Source organism: Pseudomonas sp. H1_F01 (genome assembly GCF_054681425.1).
The window spans coordinates 5,969,736-5,992,986 of the sequence record NZ_CP162823.1 but is presented as its reverse complement, the minus strand read 5'-3'; the positions used below and the strand labels follow the sequence as shown (position 1 = coordinate 5,992,986).

Sequence of the window (23,251 nt, the reverse complement as noted above, 5' to 3'; positions counted from 1 at the left end):
AATTCTGGAGTCCCCATGAGCCTCATCCCGCATTTGATCAATGGCGAACTGCTGAGCGACAGCGCTCGCACCGCCGATGTGTTCAACCCGTCTACTGGCCAGGCCATCCATAAAGTGCCGTTGGCTGATCGCGCGACCATCCAGCAGGCCATCGACGCCGCGAAGGCGGCTTTCCCGGCCTGGCGCAATACACCGGCGGCCAAGCGCGCGCAGGTGATGTTTCGTTTCAAGCAATTGCTGGAGCAGAACGAGTCGCGCATCGCGCAGTTGATCAGTGAAGAACATGGCAAGACGTTGGAAGACGCGGCCGGTGAGCTCAAGCGCGGCATCGAAAACGTCGAGTTCGCCTGCGCGGCACCAGAAATTCTGAAAGGCGAATACAGCCGTAACGTAGGACCGAACATCGACGCATGGTCAGACTTCCAGCCTCTGGGTGTGGTGGCCGGTATCACACCGTTCAACTTTCCGGCGATGGTGCCGTTGTGGATGTATCCGTTGGCGATCGTCTGCGGTAACTGCTTCATCCTCAAGCCGTCCGAGCGTGACCCGAGTTCGACGCTGCTGATCGCACAGCTGTTGTTGGAAGCCGGTTTGCCCAAGGGCGTATTGAGCGTGGTGCACGGCGACAAGGCTGCGGTGGACGCGCTGATCGAAGCGCCGGAAGTGAAGGCGCTGAGTTTTGTCGGTTCTACGCCGATTGCCGAATACATCTATGCCGAGGGTACTCGGCGTGGCAAACGCGTCCAGGCACTGGGTGGGGCGAAGAACCATGCGGTGCTGATGCCGGACGCGGACCTGGACAATGCCGTCAGCGCACTGATGGGGGCGGCGTACGGTTCGTGCGGTGAACGCTGCATGGCGATTTCGGTAGCGGTGTGTGTCGGCGACCAGGTGGCGGATGCGCTGGTGGCCAAGCTGGTGCCGCAGATCAAGGCGCTGAAGATTGGCGCAGGTACGTCCTGTGGGCTGGACATGGGGCCGTTGGTGACGGGGCAGCATCGCGACAAGGTCAGCGGCTATATAGAAGACGGTGTGGCGGCGGGTGCTTCGCTGGTGGTCGATGGCCGTGGCTTGAGTGTGACCGGGCATGAGGAAGGTTTCTTCCTGGGTGGCTGCCTGTTTGATCGCGTGACACCTGATATGCGCATCTATAAGGAAGAGATCTTCGGGCCGGTGCTGTGCATCGTCCGGGTCAATAGCCTGGAAGAGGCGATGCAGTTGATCAACGATCACGAGTATGGCAACGGCACCTGCATCTTCACTCGTGATGGCGAGGCGGCGCGGTTGTTCTGCGATGAGATCGAAGTCGGCATGGTGGGCGTCAACGTTCCATTGCCGGTGCCGGTTGCCTATCACAGCTTTGGTGGCTGGAAGCGCTCGCTGTTCGGTGACCTGCACGCCTACGGCCCGGACGGCGTGCGTTTCTATACCCGTCGCAAGGCCATTACCCAGCGCTGGCCGCAGCGTGCCAGCCATGAGGCTTCGCAGTTCGCTTTCCCCAGCTTGTAACCGGTAAACACAGAGGCCGGCGCCCTTGGGCGCCGGCCTCTGTGTTTACGGGGCTTTTTGACTGATGTGACAGAATTATGAAAATAGGTGTTGACGGCAGATTCTGGAAGTCTATAATTCGCCCCACTTCCGGCGCAGTCGAAACGGAAAACTCCTTGAGATTCAATGAGTTAAGTAGGTTTCGAAGGTGCTGGGCTTCAGTTCATCGAAGCCCGGAAGGAGCAGATAGAGCGGTGTTGTTTGGCTCTATCAGCGGTTCGATCTTCTCGGTCGAAAGCGGTGAAAAAGAGGTGTTGACAGCAGCGAGTAACGCTGTAGAATTCGCCTCCCGCTAACGAGAGATCGGAAGCGCAAGTGGTTGAAGTTGCAAAGGAAACTTTGAAAACTTCTGAAAATAACCGCTTGACAGATACACGGGGCGCTGTAGAATGCGCGCCTCGGTTGAGACGAAAGACTCAGCCAACCGCTCTTTAACAACTGAATCAAGCAATTCGTGTGGGTGCTTGTGGAGTCAGACTGCTAGTCAACAGATTATCAGCATCACAAGTTACTCCGCGAGAAATCAAAGATGTAACCAACGATTGCTGAGCCAAGTTTAGGGTTTTCTCAAAACCCAAAGATGTTTGAACTGAAGAGTTTGATCATGGCTCAGATTGAACGCTGGCGGCAGGCCTAACACATGCAAGTCGAGCGGTAGAGAGGTGCTTGCACCTCTTGAGAGCGGCGGACGGGTGAGTAATGCCTAGGAATCTGCCTGGTAGTGGGGGATAACGCTCGGAAACGGACGCTAATACCGCATACGTCCTACGGGAGAAAGCAGGGGACCTTCGGGCCTTGCGCTATCAGATGAGCCTAGGTCGGATTAGCTAGTTGGTGGGGTAATGGCTCACCAAGGCGACGATCCGTAACTGGTCTGAGAGGATGATCAGTCACACTGGAACTGAGACACGGTCCAGACTCCTACGGGAGGCAGCAGTGGGGAATATTGGACAATGGGCGAAAGCCTGATCCAGCCATGCCGCGTGTGTGAAGAAGGTCTTCGGATTGTAAAGCACTTTAAGTTGGGAGGAAGGGCATTAACCTAATACGTTAGTGTTTTGACGTTACCGACAGAATAAGCACCGGCTAACTCTGTGCCAGCAGCCGCGGTAATACAGAGGGTGCAAGCGTTAATCGGAATTACTGGGCGTAAAGCGCGCGTAGGTGGTTCGTTAAGTTGGATGTGAAATCCCCGGGCTCAACCTGGGAACTGCATTCAAAACTGTCGAGCTAGAGTATGGTAGAGGGTGGTGGAATTTCCTGTGTAGCGGTGAAATGCGTAGATATAGGAAGGAACACCAGTGGCGAAGGCGACCACCTGGACTGATACTGACACTGAGGTGCGAAAGCGTGGGGAGCAAACAGGATTAGATACCCTGGTAGTCCACGCCGTAAACGATGTCAACTAGCCGTTGGGAGCCTTGAGCTCTTAGTGGCGCAGCTAACGCATTAAGTTGACCGCCTGGGGAGTACGGCCGCAAGGTTAAAACTCAAATGAATTGACGGGGGCCCGCACAAGCGGTGGAGCATGTGGTTTAATTCGAAGCAACGCGAAGAACCTTACCAGGCCTTGACATCCAATGAACTTTCCAGAGATGGATTGGTGCCTTCGGGAACATTGAGACAGGTGCTGCATGGCTGTCGTCAGCTCGTGTCGTGAGATGTTGGGTTAAGTCCCGTAACGAGCGCAACCCTTGTCCTTAGTTACCAGCACGTAATGGTGGGCACTCTAAGGAGACTGCCGGTGACAAACCGGAGGAAGGTGGGGATGACGTCAAGTCATCATGGCCCTTACGGCCTGGGCTACACACGTGCTACAATGGTCGGTACAGAGGGTTGCCAAGCCGCGAGGTGGAGCTAATCCCACAAAACCGATCGTAGTCCGGATCGCAGTCTGCAACTCGACTGCGTGAAGTCGGAATCGCTAGTAATCGCGAATCAGAATGTCGCGGTGAATACGTTCCCGGGCCTTGTACACACCGCCCGTCACACCATGGGAGTGGGTTGCACCAGAAGTAGCTAGTCTAACCTTCGGGAGGACGGTTACCACGGTGTGATTCATGACTGGGGTGAAGTCGTAACAAGGTAGCCGTAGGGGAACCTGCGGCTGGATCACCTCCTTAATCGACGACCGCAGCTGCTTCATGAGCTCCCACACGAATTGCTTGATTCATTGAAGAAGACGATAGAAGCAGCTTTAAGCTCCAAGCTGATAGCTCATAGCTAACAGTTACAAGCTCGAAATTGGGTCTGTAGCTCAGTTGGTTAGAGCGCACCCCTGATAAGGGTGAGGTCGGCAGTTCGAATCTGCCCAGACCCACCAATTTTGTAATGGGGCCATAGCTCAGCTGGGAGAGCGCCTGCCTTGCACGCAGGAGGTCAGCGGTTCGATCCCGCTTGGCTCCACCATAAACTGCTTCTGAAAGCTTAGAAATGAGCATTCCATCAAAGTGATGGTGAATGTTGATTTCTAGTCTTTTGATTAGATCGTTCTTTAAAAATTTGGGTATGTGATAGAAAGATAGACTGAACGTTACTTTCACTGGTAACGGATCAGGCTAAGGTAAAATTTGTGAGTGGCTCTTAGAGCCAGATCGAATTTTCGGCGAATGTCGTCTTCACAGTATAACCAGATTGCTTGGGGTTATATGGTCAAGTGAAGAAGCGCATACGGTGGATGCCTTGGCAGTCAGAGGCGATGAAAGACGTGGTAGCCTGCGAAAAGCTTCGGGGAGTCGGCAAACAGACTTTGATCCGGAGATGTCTGAATGGGGGAACCCAGCCATCATAAGATGGTTATCTTGTACTGAATACATAGGTGCAAGAGGCGAACCAGGGGAACTGAAACATCTAAGTACCCTGAGGAAAAGAAATCAACCGAGATTCCCTTAGTAGTGGCGAGCGAACGGGGACTAGCCCTTAAGCTTCTTTGATTTTAGCGGAACGCTCTGGAAAGTGCGGCCATAGTGGGTGATAGCCCTGTACGCGAAAGGATCTTAGAAGTGAAATCGAGTAGGACGGAGCACGAGAAACTTTGTCTGAATATGGGGGGACCATCCTCCAAGGCTAAATACTACTGACTGACCGATAGTGAACTAGTACCGTGAGGGAAAGGCGAAAAGAACCCCGGAGAGGGGAGTGAAATAGATCCTGAAACCGTATGCGTACAAGCAGTGGGAGCCCACTTTGTTGGGTGACTGCGTACCTTTTGTATAATGGGTCAGCGACTTATTTTCAGTGGCGAGCTTAACCGAATAGGGGAGGCGTAGCGAAAGCGAGTCTTAATAGGGCGTCTAGTCGCTGGGAATAGACCCGAAACCGGGCGATCTATCCATGGGCAGGTTGAAGGTTGGGTAACACTAACTGGAGGACCGAACCGACTACCGTTGAAAAGTTAGCGGATGACCTGTGGATCGGAGTGAAAGGCTAATCAAGCTCGGAGATAGCTGGTTCTCCTCGAAAGCTATTTAGGTAGCGCCTCATGTATCACTGTAGGGGGTAGAGCACTGTTTCGGCTAGGGGGTCATCCCGACTTACCAAACCGATGCAAACTCCGAATACCTACAAGTGCCGAGCATGGGAGACACACGGCGGGTGCTAACGTCCGTCGTGAAAAGGGAAACAACCCAGACCGTCAGCTAAGGTCCCAAAGTTATGGTTAAGTGGGAAACGATGTGGGAAGGCTTAGACAGCTAGGAGGTTGGCTTAGAAGCAGCCACCCTTTAAAGAAAGCGTAATAGCTCACTAGTCGAGTCGGCCTGCGCGGAAGATGTAACGGGGCTCAAACCATACACCGAAGCTACGGGTATCACGTAAGTGATGCGGTAGAGGAGCGTTCTGTAAGCCTGTGAAGGTGAGTTGAGAAGCTTGCTGGAGGTATCAGAAGTGCGAATGCTGACATGAGTAACGACAATGGGTGTGAAAAACACCCACGCCGAAAGACCAAGGTTTCCTGCGCAACGTTAATCGACGCAGGGTTAGTCGGTCCCTAAGGCGAGGCTGAAAAGCGTAGTCGATGGAAAACAGGTTAATATTCCTGTACTTCTGGTTATTGCGATGGAGGGACGGAGAAGGCTAGGCCAGCTTGGCGTTGGTTGTCCAAGTTTAAGGTGGTAGGCTGGAATCTTAGGTAAATCCGGGATTCCAAGGCCGAGAGCTGATGACGAGTTACCCTTTGGGTGACGAAGTGGTTGATGCCATGCTTCCAAGAAAAGCTTCTAAGCTTCAGGTAACCAGGAACCGTACCCCAAACCGACACAGGTGGTTGGGTAGAGAATACCAAGGCGCTTGAGAGAACTCGGGTGAAGGAACTAGGCAAAATGGCACCGTAACTTCGGGAGAAGGTGCGCCGGTGAGGGTGAAGCACTTGCTGCGTAAGCCCACGCCGGTCGAAGATACCAGGCCGCTGCGACTGTTTATTAAAAACACAGCACTCTGCAAACACGAAAGTGGACGTATAGGGTGTGACGCCTGCCCGGTGCCGGAAGGTTAATTGATGGGGTTAGCTAACGCGAAGCTCTTGATCGAAGCCCCGGTAAACGGCGGCCGTAACTATAACGGTCCTAAGGTAGCGAAATTCCTTGTCGGGTAAGTTCCGACCTGCACGAATGGCGTAACGATGGCGGCGCTGTCTCCACCCGAGACTCAGTGAAATTGAAATCGCTGTGAAGATGCAGTGTATCCGCGGCTAGACGGAAAGACCCCGTGAACCTTTACTATAGCTTTGCACTGGACTTTGAATTTGCTTGTGTAGGATAGGTGGGAGGCTTTGAAGCGTGGACGCCAGTTCGCGTGGAGCCATCCTTGAAATACCACCCTGGCAACTTTGAGGTTCTAACTCAGGTCCGTTATCCGGATCGAGGACAGTGTATGGTGGGTAGTTTGACTGGGGCGGTCTCCTCCTAAAGAGTAACGGAGGAGTACGAAGGTGCGCTCAGACCGGTCGGAAATCGGTCGTAGAGTATAAAGGCAAAAGCGCGCTTGACTGCGAGACAGACACGTCGAGCAGGTACGAAAGTAGGTCTTAGTGATCCGGTGGTTCTGTATGGAAGGGCCATCGCTCAACGGATAAAAGGTACTCCGGGGATAACAGGCTGATACCGCCCAAGAGTTCATATCGACGGCGGTGTTTGGCACCTCGATGTCGGCTCATCACATCCTGGGGCTGAAGCCGGTCCCAAGGGTATGGCTGTTCGCCATTTAAAGTGGTACGCGAGCTGGGTTTAGAACGTCGTGAGACAGTTCGGTCCCTATCTGCCGTGGACGTTTGAGATTTGAGAGGGGCTGCTCCTAGTACGAGAGGACCGGAGTGGACGAACCTCTGGTGTTCCGGTTGTCACGCCAGTGGCATTGCCGGGTAGCTATGTTCGGGAAAGATAACCGCTGAAAGCATCTAAGCGGGAAACTTGCCTCAAGATGAGATCTCACTGGGACCTTGAGTCCCCTGAAGGGCCGTCGAAGACTACGACGTTGATAGGCAGGGTGTGTAAGCGCTGTGAGGCGTTGAGCTAACCTGTACTAATTGCCCGTGAGGCTTGACCATATAACACCCAAGCAATTTGTATCCTCCGAGCTGAAAAGCGAACGAGACCAGATTGCGGTGTGTGAAGACGAAACGAACCGAAAGTTCGAATCTCACAAAACACCGAAGCTATCACATACCCAATTTGCTGAAGCGAGGCCAACTGGCCGCGACTCAGTACCCGAATTTCTTGACGACCATAGAGCATTGGAACCACCTGATCCCATCCCGAACTCAGCAGTGAAACGATGCATCGCCGATGGTAGTGTGGGGTTTCCCCATGTGAGAGTAGGTCATCGTCAAGATTAAATTCCGAAACCCCTATCTGCTGATGCAGGTAGGGGTTTTGTTTTTGCCCGCGGGAAAGTTCTTACGACAAGCGCGGAAAGCTCCCGGCTGTCACAACCCCCCGACAGTGCTAAGGTTCTGCCCCTAGCTTTTGCAATTTCAAGGATGCCTTTCATGCCGGACGCAACGTCCCTTAGCCCAGCTTTCATGGTGGTTCACGGGAATCGCCTTGATGAATTGCGCAGCCTGGTGATCAGCTTGATGCGGCGCTATCCGCTGGCCCCCCTTGAAAATGAAATCGCCCTGGTACAGAGCAACGGCATTGCCCAATGGCTCAAGCTCGCACTGGCCGAAGACTCGGAAGACGATGATTCCGGTGGCTGCGGTATTGCGGCTGCCATTGATGTGCAACTGCCGGGCAGTTTCATGTGGCAACTTTATCGAACGGTCCTGGGACGCGACGAAATTCCGGCCAAGTCCCTGCTGGATAAGGCTCCGCTAACCTGGCGCCTGATGCGTCTGCTGCCGCAGTTGATTGAGCAGCCTCATTTTGAACCTCTGCGCCGATTCCTTACCCAAGACACCGACTTGCGCAAGCGCTATCAACTGTCCGAGCGTCTTGCCGATCTGTTCGACCAGTACCAGGTCTACCGGGCCGACTGGCTTGAGGATTGGGCGGAAGGTCGACACCAGACCAGAAATGTCCGAGGTGAAATCAAGCCGCTTGCACCGGCAAATTGCTGGCAAGCGGAGCTGTGGCGAGCCTTGCTGCTGGATGTGGGAGAGCAAGGCATGGCGCAAAGCCGTGCCGGCGTTCATCAGCGCTACATCGAGCGTATCAACAGTCTGGAAGTCGCTCCGAAAGGCCTGCCCGCACGGGTCATCGTGTTTGGTATTTCGTCGTTGCCTGCCCAGGTACTGGAGGCGCTCGCCGGCCTTTCCCGGTTCAGCCAGGTTCTGCTCTGCGTGCATAACCCGTGTCGCCATCATTGGGCGGACATCGTCGCCGACAAGGATTTGCTGCGTCACCAATACAAGCGCCAGGCACGCAAGGCTGGCATGCCCGTCGTCCTCGATCCGCAAACCCTGCATCAACATGCCCATCCGTTATTGGCCGCCTGGGGCAAGCAAGGGCGCGACTATATCAACCTGCTCGACAGCTACGATGACCCGAACAGCTATCGCTCGGTATTTCGCGATGGGCGAATCGACCTGTTCACCGATGGGACCCCCACGACCCTTCTCAGCCAGTTGCAGGATGACATCCTGGAGCTGCGCCCCCTGGACGAAACCCGGGAACACTGGCCTGTCGTCGATACAGAGCGAGACGGCTCGATTCGCTTTCATGTGGCCCATGGCGCCCAGCGTGAAGTCGAAATTCTCCACGACCAATTGCTGGCCCACTTCAGTGCGGATCCGACCCTGCGCCCACGGGATATCATCGTCATGGTCCCGGACATCGACAGTTATGCACCGCACATTCGCGCAGTGTTCGGCCAGCTCGACAGGAGCGACCCGCGGTTCATTCCCTTCACGCTGACCGACCAGGGCCAGCGTGGACGTGATCCACTGCTGATCGCCGTCGAGCATTTGCTCAAGCTGCCGGACAGTCGTTTCCCGGTCAGCGAAATCCTCGATCTGCTGGATGTCCCGGCGTTACGCGAACGGTTTGGCATCGATGAGGCCGACCTGCCGACACTGCACCGCTGGATCGAAGGAGCAGGCATTCGCTGGGGGATGAGCGCCGAACACCGTGCCGGGTTGGGCCTGCCTGCCGAGCTTGAGCAGAACAGTTGGCATTTCGGCTTGCGTCGCATGTTGCTGGGGTATGCCGTCGGCAGTTCGAACGCTTATGAGGGCATTGAGCCCTATGACGAAATCGGGGGCCTGGATGCGGCGTTGATCGGTCCCCTGGTTGCTTTGCTGGATGCCCTGGAAGTCGCCCATCAGGAACTCACCCGGCCGGCATCGCCGCAGCAATGGGGTTCACGCCTGCAAGATCTGATGCAGCTGTTTTTCCAGGCAAGCAACGAGCATGACGACTATTTGCTGGCCCAACTCGAAGACTTGCGTGAAACCTGGCTGGAAACCTGTGAGTCGGTGGGACTGCACGATGAATTGCCGCTGACGGTGGTGCGAGAGGCGTGGTTGGCCGGACTGGATCAGGGGCGACTGTCCCAGCGTTTCCTGGCCGGCGCAGTCAACTTCTGTACCTTGATGCCGATGCGCGCGATCCCCTTCAAGCTGGTGTGCCTGCTGGGAATGAATGATGGTGATTACCCACGAGCCCAGCCGCCGTTGGACTTCGACCTGATGGGCGGCGATTATCGTCCGGGCGATCGTTCCCGCCGTGAGGACGACCGCTACCTGCTGTTGGAAGCGCTGCTTTCTGCTCGGGAAAAGCTGTACATCAGTTGGGTGGGGCGCAGTATTCGCGACAACAGCGAGCGCCCGGCATCGGTGTTGATCGGCCAACTGCGCGATCATCTCGCCAGTGGCTGGCGGTTGGCAGATGACGGCAAGCCTCTTCTCGATGCCCTGACCCAGGAGCATCCGTTGCAACCGTTCAGTGCACGTTATTTCCATCAAGGTGACGAGCTGTTCAGTTACGCCAGCGAATGGCGGATGCTCCATGACGCTTGCGATCAAACCGATAAAAACCGGATGCTGGAGCCCTATGTTCAGGAAGAGCCCTTGGGCCTCGGGCAGTTGCAGGACTTCCTGCGCAATCCTGTCCGCCATTTCTTCAGTCAGCGGTTGAAGGTGTTCTTCGAGGCCATCGAAGCGCCTTTGGCCGATGACGAACCTTTTGTGCTCGATGCGCTGCAACGCTACAGCCTGAGTGACAGTCTGCTCGAGGCCGCCCTGGTACGCCTGGACCAGCCGGATCTTGCCCTCACCGCCCACGCCAAAAGACTGCAGAACAGTGGTCTGTTACCCATGGCCGGTTTCGGTGAGTGCATGCAGCGTGAATTGATTGAACCCCTGCCGGATCTGCTCCAGCGTTACCAACAGCTTCTGGCGTTATGGCCGACACCGTCGGTCAGCGCTGTGCCAGTCAGCCTGCAATTGCAGGGAGTGAATGTCGAGGGCTGGCTCAGTGGTTTGCATCAGCGTTCCGACGGTGCGGTCCTCGCCATCACGGCCATACCCAACAGCATTGGCTCCACCAAGACCCGTAAGTGGCATCGCTTGATACGGCCTTGGGTCAACCATCTCGTGGCCTGCGCTAATGGCTTGTCGTTGACGACGGCGCTGGTGGCCAGTGATGACAGCTTGCTGCTGGCACCTTTTGACGAGCCTGTCGCACAAAGGCTACTGGGCGACATGCTGCTGGCTTGGCAGACCGGTATGCGCCAGCCGCTACCAATCGCGGTGAAGACGGCTTTCGCCTGGCTCGGCCAGACTGATCCGGACAAGGCCGAAGCGGCGGCTCGCAAAGCCTATGAGGGCGATGGACAGACGTTTGAAGGCGAACGGCGGGAAAGTCCGGCGTTGGCTCGACAGTTTCCTGATTTCGATGCCTTGATGGCTGACGAAACATTCCCCGATTGGTGCGATGCGCTTTACCGGCCGTTGCTCGAAGCCCCATGGCGTTCATTGGTCGGCGAGGAAGCCCGTTCATGAGTCGACAGACACCATTGGCCTTGGCTTTCCCGCTACATGGTAGCCAACTGATCGAGGCCAGCGCCGGTACCGGCAAGACCTTCACCATCTCGGCGTTGTACCTGCGTCTGGTGCTGGGGCATGGCGGTTCGGCGTCCGGCTTTGGCCGCGAGTTGCTTCCACCGCAAATCCTGGTAGTGACCTTCACGGACGCTGCCACCAAAGAGTTGCGTGAACGAATTCGCACCCGTCTGGCCGAAGCCGCACGCTTCTTCCGTGACGAAATTCCCGCCCCGGATTCGCTGATCGTTGCGTTGCGCGACGAGTTCAACGCCGACCAATGGCCTGGCTGCGCGAACCGGCTGGACATCGCTGCGCAGTGGATGGACGAAGCGGCCGTCTCGACCATCCACAGTTGGTGCCAGCGCATGTTGCGTGAGCACGCCTTCGACAGCGGTAGCTTGTTCACCCAGACCCTGGAAACCGACCACAGCGAATTGCTGGGCGAGGTGCTGCGCGATTATTGGCGGTTGTTCTGCTATTCGATGCAAGGCGAGGCGCTGAGCTGGGTGCGTACCCATTGGGGAGGGCCTGCTGCGCTGTTGCCGCGGGTACGAGGCTTGTTTTCCAGCGAGCGTGGCGATGGTGACGGGCTTGAGCCTGCCGAACTCATCGCCGCGGCCTTGCAGGAGCGCAGTGCCGCCTTGCTCGATCTCAAGGCGCCGTGGCGGCAATGGGCGGTGGAACTGTTGCAGATATGCCAGCAAGGCGTGGCCAGCAAGTCTGTCGACGGGCGCAAGATGCAGGCGCGTTACTTCGAACCGTGGTTTCAGAAAATCACTGCCTGGGTCGATGACGAAAGCCTTGAGCTGTTGGACATCGGCACCGGGTTCTCGCGGTTGACGCCCGAGGGCATGGCCGAAGCCTGGAAAGGTGACGTGCCCAACCATCCCGGGCTGGACGCCATGGCCAGTCTCAAGGCCAGCCTGGATGCGTTGCCCACGCCAGATGCCGCCGTATTGCAGCATGCCGCGCAATGGGTCGGGGCGCGCTTCGAGGCAGAGAAGCGTCGCCGCGCCGAGATGGGCTTCGATGACATGCTGCTGCGCCTCGACGCGGCCCTGCAGGCCGACGGAGGCGAGCGTCTGGCGAGCCTGATCCGCGAGCAGTTTCCGGTAGCGCTGATCGATGAGTTCCAGGACACCGACCCGGTTCAATACCGGATCTTCGAAAGCATCTACCGTATCGAAGATAACGACCCCGGGACCGGACTTTTCCTGATCGGCGATCCGAAGCAGGCGATCTACGCGTTTCGCGGTGCCGACATCTATACCTACCTGCGCGCTCGCGAAGCCACTGCTGGCAGGCTGCACACGCTGGGCACGAATTTCCGTTCCAGCCATGCCATGGTCGGTGCGGTAAACCATGTTTTCCAGAATGCCGAGTCCCGCCCGAAGGGGCGTGGGGCCTTTCTGTTCCGTGAACCTTCGGGCGAGAACCCGGTGCCGTTCCTGTCCGTTGAATCCCAGGGACGCAAGGAGTCCTTGCGGGTCGCAGGGCAGGTGGTCGCGGCGCTGAACATCTGGCACCTGTCGTCGGAGCAGCCGCTTTCCGGTGCGGTGTATCGACAATCCATGGCGGCCGCTTGCGCCAGTGAGATCACGGCGTTGCTCAACGGCGGCCAGTCAGGACGCGATGGCTTCACGGTCGATGGAAAAGTGCTGCGAGGCGTGCGCCCGGCAGATATCGCCATCCTGGTGCGCGATGGTAAAGAAGCGCAGGCGGTGCGAGACGCGTTGTCCGCGCGAGGCGTGCGCAGTGTCTATCTGTCCGACAAGGATTCGGTCTTTGCCTCGCAGGAAGCGCGTGATTTGCTTGTCTGGCTCAAGGCCTGTGCCGAGCCGGATGCCGAACGACCACTACGGGCGGCTCTGGCCAGCATCACGTTGAATCTGTCGCTGACGGAACTGGAGCGTCTCAATCAGGATGAGCTGGCCTGGGAAGCCCGGGTCATGCAATTCCGCGGTTATCGTACGGTCTGGCGCAGCCAGGGCGTGCTGCCGATGTTGCGGCGCCTGCTGCATGATTTCGAACTGCCCCAGGCCTTGATGGTGCGCAGCGATGGCGAGCGGGTGCTGACCAACTTGTTGCACCTTTGCGAACTGTTGCAGCAGGCAGCCGGTGAACTGGATGGCGAACAAGCCTTGATCCGGCATTTGTCCGAGCACCTGGCCTTGTCCGGGCAGGCGGGAGAAGAGCAGATCCTGCGCCTGGAAAGCGATGAGCAACTGGTCAAGGTGGTCACGATCCACAAGTCCAAGGGCCTCGAATATCCGTTGGTCTTCTTGCCCTTCATCTGCTCGACGAAACCGGTGGACGGCAGTCGACTGCCATTGCACTACCACGATGAGGCCAACAAGGCGCAGATCAGCCTCAAGCCCACTGCCGAATTGATCGCCAAGGCCGATGACGAGCGTCTGGCTGAGGATCTGCGGCTTCTCTACGTGGCTCTGACCCGTGCACAACATGCCTGCTGGCTAGGTGTCGCGGATCTCAAGCGGGGCAGCAACAATCGCTCGATCCTCCATGTGTCCGCGTTGGGGTATCTATTGGGCGGTGGTGCACCGCTGACCGAGTCGGTGGAGTTGAGGCGTTGGCTGGAAGACCTGCAACAAGGCAGCGACGCGGTGAGCTACCAGCCAATGCCCGAAGCCACCGACGAGCACTACCGGCCCCCGCGCAACGAAGCCGTGTTGCTTGAGCCCTTGGTGCCCTTGCGAAAAGCCAGCGAGAACTGGTGGATCGCGTCCTACAGTGCCTTACGCATCAGCGAAAGCCTGAGCGAAGGCAGCGATACCGCGCCAGAGAGTCCGCAGGCCCAGAAACTGTTCGACGATGAACGACTGGATCCGGACGCTCCCAGGGAGACTATCGCTATCGGTGGCGACATCCACCGCTTTCCCCGTGGCCCCAACCCCGGCACTTTCCTGCATGGTCTGCTGGAGTGGGCCGCAGGGGAGGGCTTTTCATCGGCGCCAGCGGATATCGAGGATGCCATTGCCCGACGCTGCAATCGCCGAGGCTGGAAAGGCTGGATCACCACGCTGAGCGATTGGCTGCAGCACCTGATCAAGATGCCCATGCACGTCGGCAACGACCAGGCGCCAGTGGTGCTCGAAGACCTGAGCCAATTCCAGGTCGAAATGGAGTTCTGGTTCGCCAGCCACAAGGTCGATGTGCAAAAGCTCGACCAGCTGGTTTGCCGGTTCACCCATGGCGGTGTGGCCCGAGTTGCAGCGGAGCCGGTGCTGCTCAATGGCATGTTCAAGGGCTTCATCGATTTGACGTTCGAGCACGACGGTCGGTACTACGTGGCCGATTACAAATCCAACTGGCTGGGTGTCGATGACATGGCCTACACCGTACCAGCCATGGAACAGTCGATCCTGGACCATCGCTACGACCTGCAATACGTGCTGTACCTGTTGGCCCTGCATCGCCAGCTCAAGGCACGGCTCCCCGATTACGACTACGACCGGCATGTCGGCGGCGCGTTGTACCTGTTCCTTCGCGGAACCCGCTCAGCCAGTCAGGGTGTGTATTTCGCCAAGCCGCCACGGGCATTGATCGAACAATTGGATCGTCTGTTCCAAGGGGCGCCCGAACCCAAGGCCGAGCCGGCGTGGGTACAGGGAGAATTGCTATGAGTCGTTCTTTTGCCGACCTGCTGCCCAAGTCGTCCGACGACGAAAGCCTGGTGGAGTTGGCGCCCTTGAGCCGTGCGCAGGACCTGCTGTTGTTACTGACGCGCTGGGTCGAGCGCGGCTGGTTGCGCGCCCTGGACAAGGCCTTCGTGGCGTTCCTCCATGAACTGGCACCCGACGATGATCCATTGGTCCTGCTCGCCGCTGCGTTGACCAGTCATCAACTGGGTCACGGGCATGTTTGCCTGGATGTGTTCGAGACCCTCAAGGAACCGGATTTTGCTCTGTCCCTGCCTCCCGAGGGTGACCTGCAGACGGGTGTGATGCTGCTGCCATCGCAAATATTGGCGACACTGGACGGCGTCCATTGGTGCAAGGTCCTGGCGTCCAGTCGTCTGGTGGCCCTGGCCGTGGATGGGAGCGAAGAGGCGCAGCAACGTCCGTTGGTGCTGTCTGGCAAACGTCTTTATCTGCGCCGCTACTGGGGTTATGAACGGCGGATCGATGAAGCGTTGCGTCAACGGCTTATCGAGCATGAAGCGGCGCCCGGCGACCTGCGCGAGCGTTTGGACGGGTTGTTCGGGCCGGCCAATGCCAGCGGCCCGATCGATTGGCAGAAACTGGCCTGCGCGCTGGCAACCCGCGGGTCCTTCAGCATCGTGACCGGCGGCCCGGGCACCGGCAAGACCACGACCGTTGTGCGCCTGCTGGCCCTGCTCCAGGCACCGGCCGTCGAGGCCGGGAAGCCGCTGCGGATTCGCCTGGCCGCGCCCACTGGCAAGGCGGCGGCGCGCCTGACCGAGTCCATCAGCCAGCAGGTCCGGACCCTGGATGTGGACGACGCGGTGCGCGAACGGATTCCCTGCGACGTCACGACAGTCCATCGTTTGCTGGGCAGCCGCCCTGGCACCCGGCATTTTCGCCACCATGCAGGCAATCGCTTGCCACTGGATGTGTTGGTGGTCGATGAAGCGTCGATGATCGACCTGGAGATGATGGCCAATCTGCTGGATGCTCTGCCGGCCCATGCACGGTTGGTATTGCTGGGGGACAAGGACCAGTTGGCCTCTGTAGAAGCCGGTGCGGTGCTCGGGGATTTGTGTCGAGACGCCGAGGAGGGCTGGTACAGCCCCCGGACCCGAGCCTGGCTTGAGTCGGTCAGCGGTGAAAACCTGGCGGCCGGTGACCTGCAACAGGACCTCGACGGCACTCATCCCCTGGCACAGCAAGTGGTCATGCTCAGGCATTCCCGGCGCTTCGGCGAAGGCAGCGGGATCGGTCAGCTGGCTCGCTGGGTCAACCAGCAGCAGCCTGAAAAAGCCCGTCAGTTGCTGGAGCAAGGGCAGCATGCCGATCTGTCTTCCCTGAAGTTGGCGAATGAACACGACACGAAACTGGAGAAGCTGTTACTCGACGGCAAGCCAGATGGGTCCCAGGGGTATCGGCATTACCTGAACCTGCTACGGCAGCGACGCCCGGCCATTTCTCGCCCGCTGGAAGACCGTTGCTGGACCGATTGGGCCCGGGAAGTCCTGGCGGCCTTCGACGAATTCCAATTGCTTTGCGCGGTGCGCAAAGGTCCGTGGGGCGTCGAAGGACTGAACCTGCGAATCACCGCCGCCTTGCTCAAGGCACGCCTTATCGATAGCGATCATCAGTGGTACGAAGGACGCCCGGTGCTGATGACCCGCAACGACTATGGGCTGGGGCTGATGAACGGCGATATCGGTATCGCCCTCAAGTTGCCCGAGCGTGACGGGCCTGATGCTGGAAAACAGGTTCTGCGGGTCGCTTTCCCGCGCAACGACGGTCAGGGCGGTGTGCGTTTCGTCCTGCCCAGCCGCCTGAATGATGTGGAAACCGTGTATGCCATGACGGTGCACAAATCCCAGGGCTCGGAATTCACCCATACCGCGTTGATTCTCCCGGATGCGCTGAACCCGGTATTGACCAAGGAGTTGGTGTACACCGCCATTACTCGGGGCAAGCAATGGTTCAGCCTGATAGAGCCGCGAGCGGGGGTGTTTGAGGAGGCGGTGCGGCGCAAGGTCAAGCGCCTGAGCGGGCTGATGTTGGAACTGGAGGGTGATGACTGAATGATCAGCTTTCGTGATTCAATGCTGGGGTCACGATTTTGGCTGTTTTCTGTCAGATATGTCCGTAGGGCGCCGGCTCGCTGGCTTTTTGGCACTGTGCTATCGTTCCGACACTTATCGTATTACCTAGAGATTTTCCATGAAAGTGGCGGTTCGGGAGGCTGTGCGCAGCAAGGACTGGGGGCATTATCTGCTTGCCGGTCTTCTGTGGTTGCTGTCGCCTATGGTGCTTGCCGAAGACCCGTCCTCCACGAGTCGGGCTGAACAGCGGGCCGAATCGGTCACTCAAGTCGTCTTGGGCATTCTCAGCTACGCGCGCTGGCCAGTAGAGCCTGCGCAGTTGCAACTGTGCATCGTCGGCCCGACTCAATACACCGACGACCTGGTCAAGGGCACCACTCAGGCCACCGGTCGACCGGTGACCGTGCAGCGATTGCTGGCCGATCACCCCAACATCGCCACGGACTGCAACGCCGTCTACATCGGCAGGCTGACCAGCGACGAGCGTACTCGTCTGTTTGACTCCCTGATCGGCAAGCCCGTGTTGAGCATCAGCGAAGGCGGTGACCAGTGCACCGTGGGGAGCCTGTTCTGTCTGCGGGTCGGTGATGAGCAGGTATCGTTCGAGGTCAACCTCGACTCGGTAGCGCGCAGTGGCGTGCGTATCCATCCCAGCGTTCTGCAGCTTTCCCGTCGCAGGCCGGCAGTACCATGAGCCTGTCCAAATCGCGGGTCCGTCCCACCCTGGGCTCGGTCATCGGGCGCGGCCACCTGATTGTCGCGTTGGTGGCGATCACCATGGCCAGTGTTTCCCTGACGTTGCTGGGTGTGCTTGCGTTGCGGGTCTACGCCGATCACAACCTGCACCTGATCGCCCGCTCGATCAATTACACCGTGGAAGCGGCCGTGGTATTCGATGACGCGGCGGCGGCCACCGAGGCGCTGGCGTTGATTGCCTCCACCGAGGAGGTCGCCGATGCCCAAGTGTTCAATGAGCACGGCCGCCTGTTGGCGCGCTGGAAACGTCCGGATACCGGTTTATTGTCGGAACTGGAAATGCACATTGCCAAGGCGTTTTTGGAAAAGCCCATCAGTCTGCCGATCGTTCATCAAGGGCGGAACATCGGCAGCATTCTATTGGCAGGGCATGGTGGCAGCCTGTTGCGCTTTTTGCTCAGCGGTCTGGCGGGGATCATTTTGTGCACGGCGGTGAGTGCCTGGGTAGCGTTGTACCTGGCGCGACGTCAGCTGCGGGCGATCACCGGACCATTGCGCAGCCTGGCCGAAGTGGCCCACGCGGCACGCAGCGAGCGGGCCCTGGATCGGCGCGTGCCGCCGGCCGCCATCGCCGAACTGGATAACCTGGCCAATGACTTCAATGCACTGCTCGACGAACTGGAGTCCTGGCAGACTCACCTGCAAAGCGAAAACGAAACCCTGGCACACCAGGCCAGTCACGACAGCTTGACCGGCTTGCCGAACCGGGCGTTTTTCGAGGGCCGGCTGATCCGCGCCTTGCGCAACGCCAGCAAGCTCAACGAGCAAGTGGCCGTGTTGTACCTCGACAGCGACCGGTTCAAGGGCATCAACGACAATTTCGGTCATGCTGCCGGTGACGCGGTGCTGACGGCCGTGGCAACCCGGGTCCGGGCACAGTTGCGTGAAGACGACTTGGTCGCACGCCTGGGAGGCGATGAATTCGCCGTGCTGCTGGCACCTCTGCACAAGGCCGAGGACGCCGAGCGGATCGCTGAAAAAATCATCGCCAGCATGGAAATGCCGATTCAACTGCCTGGCAATGCTTCAGTGCTGACGTCCCTCAGTATCGGCATTGCCGTTTACCCCGATGATGGTGCGACACCGGGCACCCTTCTCCATGCCGCCGATGCGGCGATGTACCAAGCCAAACGCCTCGCCCGAGGCGGTCAACATACGGCGGAGTCGGATCACTCCGTCGCTGATCTTCAAACCAGGAGCTGACTCGTGCGTTCATATCCTTCATTTTCCCTGCGCTGGTTCGCGGCGTTTTTGTTGCTGGCCGTCCTGGCCATGAGCGGTTGCCAGACGGCACCGCAGAAGGGCCTGACCCCGGCGCAAATCGCCGTACTCAAGCAACAAGGGTTCGAATTGACTGACGATGGCTGGGCGTTCGGCCTGTCGGGTAAGGTCCTGTTCGGCAGCGACGTGGAAAACCTCAACCCGGCCAGCACCGAAATCGTCGAGCGTATCGGCAAGGCACTGCTGGGGGCGGGAATCCAGCGGGTACGCGTCGATGGTCATACCGACGCATCGGGCTCCCAGGCCTACAACGAACAACTGTCGATGCGGCGGGCCGCCAGCGTGAGCAAGGTGCTGACAGCCGTTGGCATGCGCGAAGAGAACGTCCAACTGCGCGGCCTGGGCAGCAGCAAACCAGTCGCCTCCAACGACACCGCCAGCGGCCGCACCGAAAACCGCCGTGTCGCCATTGTGGTCATCGCCGACTAGTCGGCGAACACCATCTCCCGGCTGTCACCCATCAGCAGTGGCTGGTTCTGTTCAGTCACTTCGCGAATGTAATCCCACAACAACGTAATCCGCTTCAGCTTCCTCAAGTCCTCACGGCAGTACATCCAGAACTGCCGGGTGACGGTGATGTCCTCCGGCAGGACCGGCAACAGCCGTGGGTCCTGGGCGGCGAGGAAGCAGGGCAGGATTGCCAGCGAGCGGCCTTGCTGCGCTGCCACGAATTGCGCGATCACGCTGGTGCTGCGCAGGTGGGCATTGGCGCCGGGCAGTACGTTGGCCAGGTAGAGCAACTCGGAACTGAACGCCAGGTCATCCACGTAGCTGATGAACGAGTGCTTGCTCAAGTCGGCCGGGCGCCGGATGGGTGGGTGGTTGTCCAGGTATTGCTGGGTGGCATAGAGCTGCAGCCGGTAGTCGCACAATTTGCAGCATACATATGGGCCATGTTCGGGGCGTTCGAGGGCGATGACGATGTCGGCTTCGCGCTTGGAGAGGCTGATGAAGTGCGGCAGCGGGAGGATGTCTACCGAAATGGCCGGGTAGGCGTCGACGAAGTGGCTCAGTTGCGGTGTGATGAAGAAGCTGCCGAAGCCTTCGGTGCAGCCCATGCGCACGTGGCCGGACAGTGCGACGCCAGAGCCTGAAACCTGCTCGCAGGCCATGTGCAGGGTGCTTTCGATCGATTCGGCGTAACCCAGCAGGCGTTGGCCTTCGGCCGTCAGGACAAAACCGTTGGTCCGGGATTTCTCGAACAGCAGCGTGCCCAACGAGGCTTCCAGCGAGCTGATGCGTCGCGACACCGTGGTGTAGTCGACGGCCAGGCGCTTGGCGGCAGTGCTGGCCTTGCGGGTGCGGGCCACTTCTAGGAAAAACTTGAGGTCGTCCCAATTCAGCGACCCCAGGGAGGTGATGTTTTTTTGCATGTTGGACCGGCTTTTATGTGCATTCTTATTAGAAGTTTGCACATCTATACTCCAAAAACCGTCTCATCACCAAGGTGTCTATGTACCTTGGTCCCAGCGCTCTCTATAAGAACAATCCCGGAGGCCAGCATGAACGTTTCCCTTACGCCCAGCGACACCACCCTGCAAACCGTCAGACTGTTGATCGATGGCGAGTGGGTTGAATCCCAATCCAGCGAATGGCACGACATCGTCAACCCGGCCACCCAGCAGGTGTTGGCAAAGGTTCCGTTCGCCACGGCCTCGGAAGTCGATGCCGCCATCGCCGCTGCCCAGCGTGCTTTCCAGACCTGGAAACTGACGCCCATCGGCGCGCGGATGCGCATCATGCTCAAGCTCCAGGCATTGATCCGCGAGCACTCCAAGCGCATCGCCGCGGTGCTCAGCGCCGAACAGGGCAAGACCATCGCTGATGCCGAGGGCGATATTTTCCGTGGCCTGGAAGTGGTCGAGCACGCCTGTTCCATCGGCACCCTGCAGATGGGTGAATTTGCCGAGAACGTCGCCGGTGGCGTTGATACCTATACCCTGCGCCAGCCGATTGGTGTGTGCGCGGGCATTACCCCGTTCAACTTCCCGGCAATGATTCCGCTGTGGATGTTCCCGATGGCCATCGCCTGCGGCAATACCTTTGTGCTCAAGCCATCGGAACAGGATCCGCTTTCGACCATGCTTCTGGTGGAACTGGCTATCGAGGCCGGCGTGCCGGCGGGTGTGCTCAATGTGGTGCACGGCGGCAAGGACGTGGTGGACGCGCTCTGCACCCACAAGGACATCAAGGCGGTTTCGTTCGTCGGTTCGACGGCGGTCGGCACCCACGTGTATGACCTGGCGGGTCGTCACGGCAAGCGCGTGCAGTCGATGATGGGCGCCAAGAACCACGCGGTGGTGTTGCCCGATGCCAATCGTGAGCAAACCCTCAACGCCTTGGTCGGCGCCGGTTTCGGCGCGGCGGGCCAGCGTTGCATGGCCACCTCCGTGGTGGTGCTGGTGGGCGCGGCCAAGCAGTGGTTGCCGGAGCTAAAGGCCCTGGCACAGAAGCTCAAGGTCAATGCCGGCAGCGAGCCGGGTACTGACGTCGGCCCGGTGATTTCCAAGCGCGCCAAGGCGCGGATCCTCGAATTGATCGAGAGTGGCGTGCAGCAAGGGGCGAAGCTGGAGCTCGATGGTCGTGGCATCAGCGTGCCGGGCTTCGAGCAGGGCAATTTCGTCGGCCCGACCCTGTTTTCCGGCGTGACCACCGACATGCGTATCTACACCGAAGAAATTTTCGGGCCGGTGCTGGTGGTGCTGGAAGTCGACACCCTGGATCAGGCGATTGCCCTGGTCAACGCCAACCCATTCGGCAACGGCACTGGCCTGTTCACCCAGAGCGGTGCGGCGGCGCGCAAATTCCAGAGTGAAATCGACGTCGGCCAGGTGGGCATCAACATTCCGATCCCGGTGCCGGTGCCGTTCTTCAGCTTCACCGGTTCCCGCGGTTCGAAACTCGGCGACCTCGGTCCGTACGGCAAACAAGTGGTGCAGTTCTACACTCAGACCAAGACCGTGACCGCGCGCTGGTTCGATGATGACAGCGTCAATGACGGTGTGAACACCACCATCAATTTGCGTTAAGGAGCCGGACATGAACATCGCATTTATCGGCCTGGGCAACATGGGCGCCCCCATGGCGCGCAACCTGCTCAAGGCTGGCCATTCGCTGAACTTGTTCGACCTGAACCAGACGGTGCTGGCTGAACTGGCGGCGTTGGGCGGCACGATCAGCGCCTCGCCTCGCGACGCGGCCCAGGGCACTGCGCTGGTGATCACCATGCTGCCGGCCGCCGCTCATGTGCGCAGTGTCTGGCTGGGTGAAGACGGTGTGCTGGCTGGCATCGCCGCCGGCACGCCGGCGGTGGATTGCAGCACCATCGATCCACAAACCGCCCGCGACGTGGCGGCTGCCGCGGCGAAACAAGGGGTGGCGATGGCCGATGCGCCGGTCTCGGGCGGCACCGGCGGTGCGGCGGCGGGCACGTTGACCTTCATGGTTGGTGCCTCGGCCGAGTTGTTCGCCACCTTGCAACCGGTGTTGGCGCAAATGGGCCGTAACATCGTGCACTGTGGCGAAGTCGGCACCGGGCAGATCGCCAAGATCTGCAACAACCTGCTGCTGGGGATTTCCATGGTGGGCGTCAGCGAAGCCATGGCGTTGGGCGATGCCTTGGGGATCGACACCCAGGTGTTGGCCGGCATCATCAACAGTTCAACGGGCCGTTGCTGGAGTTCGGACACCTACAACCCATGGCCCGGTGTGATCGAAACGGCACCGGCGTCCCGTGGCTACACGGGGGGCTTTGGCGCCGACCTGATGCTCAAGGACCTGGGCCTGGCGACCGAAGCCGCGCGGCAGGCCCATCAGCCGGTGGTGCTGGGGGCGGTGGCGCAGCAGTTGTATCAGGCGATGAGCCAGCGGGGCGAGGGCGGCAAGGACTTTTCGGCGATTGTTAACAGCTATCGCAAGCCGCAGTAAGAGCGACGATATCGACGGGCTTTTGTGGCAAGGGCAATTATCTGTGGGAGCAAGGCTTGCTCCGTCGCCACAGAGGCTGCGCAATCTACAAAGTTGTTTTCCGAGAGACCACGTCGGGTGGTCTCTCGGTTTTTTGTTTCAGGCAAAGACGAAATATTTGCGCACGGTCTCGACCACTTCCCACGTGCCTTTCATGCCTGGCTCGACGACGAAGATGTCACCGGCGCGCAGATGGATTGGAGCCATGCCGTCCGGGGTGATGATGCAGTAGCCCTCCTGGAAATGGCAGTACTCCCACTTCACGTAATCCACACGCCATTTGCCGGGTGTGCAGATCCAGGTGCCCATGATCTTGCTGCCGTCTTCGCTGGTGTAGGCGTTGAGGTTGACGGTGTGCGGGTCGCCTTCGAGTTTTTCCCATTTGCAGGCGTCGAGTACGGGCAGCGGATGGGTGTCGCGCAGGACGGTGATGGGTGCGGTCATGTGAGCTCCGAAAGGGGCAG

The 23,251-nt window shown here is 58.9% G+C and carries 11 protein-coding genes, 2 tRNA genes and 3 rRNA genes; 14 read left to right on the top strand and 2 right to left on the bottom strand.

The window, feature by feature from the left end; all coding sequences use genetic code 11:
• Positions 1-15: 15 nt before the first annotated feature.
• From AB4O09_RS27065 to AB4O09_RS27010, 12 genes are all read left to right on the top strand, one after another.
• Positions 16-1,509: a CoA-acylating methylmalonate-semialdehyde dehydrogenase gene (locus AB4O09_RS27065; protein WP_027911826.1), complete on the top strand. Its 1,494-nt coding sequence runs from the start codon at positions 16-18 to the stop codon at positions 1,507-1,509.
• Between the two features lie 625 nt (positions 1,510-2,134).
• Positions 2,135-3,671 (top strand): 16S ribosomal RNA (locus AB4O09_RS27060).
• 123 nt (positions 3,672-3,794) lie between these two features.
• Positions 3,795-3,871, top strand: a tRNA-Ile gene (locus AB4O09_RS27055).
• Positions 3,872-3,881: 10 nt separating this feature from the next.
• Positions 3,882-3,957, top strand: a tRNA-Ala gene (locus AB4O09_RS27050).
• A gap of 241 nt (positions 3,958-4,198) precedes the next feature.
• Positions 4,199-7,090 (top strand): 23S ribosomal RNA (locus tag AB4O09_RS27045).
• Positions 7,091-7,258: 168 nt separating this feature from the next.
• A 5S ribosomal RNA gene (gene rrf / locus AB4O09_RS27040) occupies positions 7,259-7,374 on the top strand.
• Together the 16S, 23S and 5S rRNA genes with 2 tRNA genes alongside form the textbook arrangement of a ribosomal RNA operon.
• Before the next feature lie 157 nt (positions 7,375-7,531).
• A complete protein-coding gene (gene recC, locus AB4O09_RS27035; RefSeq protein WP_460107737.1) occupies positions 7,532-10,984 on the top strand; it encodes an exodeoxyribonuclease V subunit gamma in 3,453 nt (1,150 codons plus the stop codon).
• Positions 10,981-14,670, top strand: a complete 3,690-nt coding sequence (gene recB, locus AB4O09_RS27030) for an exodeoxyribonuclease V subunit beta (RefSeq protein WP_003197524.1) — start codon at positions 10,981-10,983, stop codon at positions 14,668-14,670. Before recC ends, recB begins: the two co-directional genes overlap by 4 nt.
• Positions 14,667-16,763 carry an exodeoxyribonuclease V subunit alpha gene (recD, locus tag AB4O09_RS27025; RefSeq protein WP_003197526.1) on the top strand — a complete coding sequence of 699 codons (2,097 nt, stop codon included), beginning with the start codon at positions 14,667-14,669 and terminating at the stop codon, positions 16,761-16,763. The genes recB and recD overlap by 4 nt, the downstream gene beginning before the upstream one ends.
• A gap of 139 nt (positions 16,764-16,902) precedes the next feature.
• A complete protein-coding gene (locus AB4O09_RS27020) occupies positions 16,903-17,478 on the top strand; it encodes a YfiR family protein (RefSeq protein WP_013692183.1) in 576 nt (191 codons plus the stop codon).
• Entirely contained in the window at positions 17,475-18,743 is a 1,269-nt protein-coding gene (locus AB4O09_RS27015) for a diguanylate cyclase domain-containing protein (protein WP_003197529.1), read from the top strand. The genes AB4O09_RS27020 and AB4O09_RS27015 overlap by 4 nt, the downstream gene beginning before the upstream one ends.
• 69 nt (positions 18,744-18,812) lie before the next feature.
• Positions 18,813-19,250: an OmpA family protein gene (locus tag AB4O09_RS27010; protein ID WP_223470346.1), complete on the top strand. Its 438-nt coding sequence runs from the start codon at positions 18,813-18,815 to the stop codon at positions 19,248-19,250.
• Here AB4O09_RS27010 and AB4O09_RS27005 read toward each other — a convergent pair.
• Positions 19,247-20,194 (bottom strand): LysR family transcriptional regulator, encoded by a 948-nt coding sequence (locus tag AB4O09_RS27005; protein WP_003197534.1) that lies wholly within the window; start codon positions 20,192-20,194, stop codon positions 19,247-19,249. The genes AB4O09_RS27010 and AB4O09_RS27005 overlap by 4 nt on opposite strands.
• A gap of 129 nt (positions 20,195-20,323) precedes the next feature.
• On the opposite strand from AB4O09_RS27005, the gene AB4O09_RS27000 reads away from it, so the two are divergent.
• Together AB4O09_RS27000 and mmsB are read left to right on the top strand one after the other, a co-directional pair.
• A complete protein-coding gene (locus AB4O09_RS27000; protein WP_003197536.1) occupies positions 20,324-21,850 on the top strand; it encodes a CoA-acylating methylmalonate-semialdehyde dehydrogenase in 1,527 nt (508 codons plus the stop codon).
• 10 nt (positions 21,851-21,860) lie between these two features.
• Positions 21,861-22,748, top strand: coding sequence for a 3-hydroxyisobutyrate dehydrogenase (gene mmsB, locus AB4O09_RS26995; protein WP_003197538.1), 888 nt, complete (start codon positions 21,861-21,863; stop codon positions 22,746-22,748).
• A gap of 138 nt (positions 22,749-22,886) precedes the next feature.
• Here the strand turns inward: mmsB and AB4O09_RS26990 are convergent, their stop codons facing one another.
• A complete protein-coding gene (locus AB4O09_RS26990) occupies positions 22,887-23,231 on the bottom strand; it encodes a cupin domain-containing protein (RefSeq protein ID WP_003197542.1) in 345 nt (114 codons plus the stop codon).
• Positions 23,232-23,251: the final 20 nt, after the last annotated feature.